The sequence below is a fragment of the Pseudomonas sp. UBA3153 genome, assembly GCF_002364635.1.
GTDB lineage: Bacteria > Pseudomonadota > Gammaproteobacteria > Pseudomonadales > Pseudomonadaceae > Pseudomonas_O > Pseudomonas_O kuykendallii.
The window spans coordinates 65,643-67,857 of sequence record NZ_DEYR01000015.1 but is presented as its reverse complement, the minus strand read 5'-3'; the positions used below and the strand labels follow the sequence as shown (position 1 = coordinate 67,857).

Here is a 2,215-nt window from a genome sequence, read left to right as displayed (position 1 = left end):
TATCCCTGCGCACCAATCCGCTGCTGACCTTCATCCGCGACCAGTTGGGCGCCGACTACCTGCGCGCCTTCGACATCGACTGGCAGCCGCAGGGCGCGCTCGCCGGGCCGGCCCTGGCCGCTGGCGACTGGAAGGATCTGGGCCGTATCGCCCAGCTGAGCGCGGACGGGCTGGAAGATGCCGGTCTGCCGCAGTTCGAGGGCAGCAACGCCTGGGTGGTCTCCGGCGCGCGCACCGCCAGCGGCAAGGCGCTGTTGGCCGGTGATCCGCACATCCGCTTTTCCAATCCGGCGGTGTGGTACGAGGCGCACACGCAGATGCCGGGCAGCGAGCTATACGGCCACTACCAGGCGCTGACGCCGTTCGCCATGCTCGGCCACAACGCCGGGCATGCCTGGAGCCTGACCATGTTCCAGAACGCCGACCTCGACCTGATCGCCGAAGAGGTCAACCCGGACGACCCCGAGCAGGTTCGCTACCAGGGCCGCTGGGTGACGATGGAAAAGACCGAGCAGACCATCCGGGTGAAGGGCGCCGAGCCGGTCGCCCTGATCCTGCGCCGTTCGCCGCACGGGCCGATCATCACCGATGCCCTGGGCAAGGCCGCAGGCAAGACGCCGATCGCCATGTGGTGGGCCTTCCTCGAAACCGAGAACCCGCTGATCGACGCCTTCTACGGCCTGCGCGACGCAGACAGCCTGGAACAGGCGCGCGCCGCCGCCGAGAAGATCCACGCACCCGGCCTCAACCTGGTCTACGCCAACGCCCACGGCGACATCGCCTGGTGGGCGGCGGCGAAGCTGGTCAAGCGCCCCGAGGGGGTCAATCCGCTGTTCATCCTCGATGCGCGCCGCGGCGAAGCGGAGAAGCCCGGCTTCTACCCGTTCAGCGCCAACCCGCAGGAAGAGAACCCGGCGCGGGGCTACATCTTCTCGGCCAATTTCCAGCCGGTCTCGCCGACCGGCATCGAGATTCCCGGCCACTACAACCTGCCCGACCGTGGCCGCGAGCTCGACCGGCAACTGGCCGACGCCACGGTGAAATGGGACCGCAACAACAGTCAGGCGCTGCAACTGGAGGCGAAGACCGACTACTACAAACGCATGCTGTTGCCGATCCTCGACGAGCTGCGCAGCCAGGCCGGCGGCGAAGAAGACCGTGCGCTGCTCGAACGCCTCGCCGCCTGGGACGGAGAACACAGCCTCGACTCGGTGGAGGCCAGCCTGTTCAACCAGTTGCTCTACGAGATCGCCCGTGCCGCGATGGCCGACGAACTAGGTGCGGACTACTTCGACACCCTGCTGAGCACCCGGGTCCTCGACCATGCGCTGCCGCGGCTGGTGGCCGATGCCCGCTCGCCGTGGTGGGACGACCGCACCACGGGCGAGACGGAAAACCGCGCCGTGATACTGGGCAAGGCCTGGCAGGCCACCCTCGCGCACCTGCGCGAGCACTTCGGCAAGGACCCGCAGGGCTGGGCCTGGGGCACGCTGCACCAGGTCACCCACGCCCATGCGCTGGGCCAGCAGAAACCGCTGGATCGCCTGTTCAACGTCGGCCCCTTCGCCGCGCCCGGCGGCCACGAACTGCCCAACAACCTGTCCCAGCGCATCGGCCCGGCGCCCTGGCCGGTCACCTACGGCCCTTCGACGCGCCGCCTGGTGGATTTCGACGATCCGCTGCACAGCCTCGGCATCAACCCGGTCGGGCAGAGCGGCGTGCTCTTTGATCGCCACAACGCCGATCAGGCACGGGACTACATCGCCGGACGCTACCAGACGATGCGCATGAGCGAGGAGGATGTCGCGGCTCACGTCGAGGGCACCCTGCACCTGCTGCCGGCGGACTAGAGCCGATCGCCGCTACGGCGCAAACGAAAAAGCCAGGCTCGAAAGCCTGGCTTTTTCATGGCGTCGCGAAAGGCCGGTGGCGCCTTTCAGTGCCTCAGAGCGTATCGCCCGGGGTCGCCGGAGCCGCGCTGGAGACCGCGGCAACCGCGGCCGGAGCAGCGGGTTTCGCCGCGACAGGCTTGGCCGCCGGCTTGACGACGCGTTTGACGGCCGGGCGTGCCGGTGTGGCGGTGCCCACGGCCTTCGCCGGAGCGACGGCCGCCTTGCTGGCGGGTTTGGCAGTGGGCTTGGCGGCCGGCTTGCTCGCGACCGGTTTGACGGCAGGCGAGGCCGCAGCGGGTTTGGCCGCGGTTTTCGCCGCGGCC

Annotated in this window: 2 protein-coding genes; one reads left to right on the top strand and one right to left on the bottom strand. The window is 69.1% G+C overall.

The genetic code is table 11. The features are described 5' to 3' along the window. Window positions 1-1,850 (top strand): penicillin acylase family protein (locus B2X67_RS03865; protein ID WP_286784678.1); only part of this gene is annotated, 1,850 nt, incomplete at its 5' end. A gap of 94 nt (window positions 1,851-1,944) precedes the next feature. Here the strand turns inward: B2X67_RS03865 and B2X67_RS03860 are convergent. After that, window positions 1,945-2,215, bottom strand: a 271-nt coding sequence (locus B2X67_RS03860; protein WP_286784677.1) for a hypothetical protein, incomplete at its 5' end; no start/stop codon positions are given.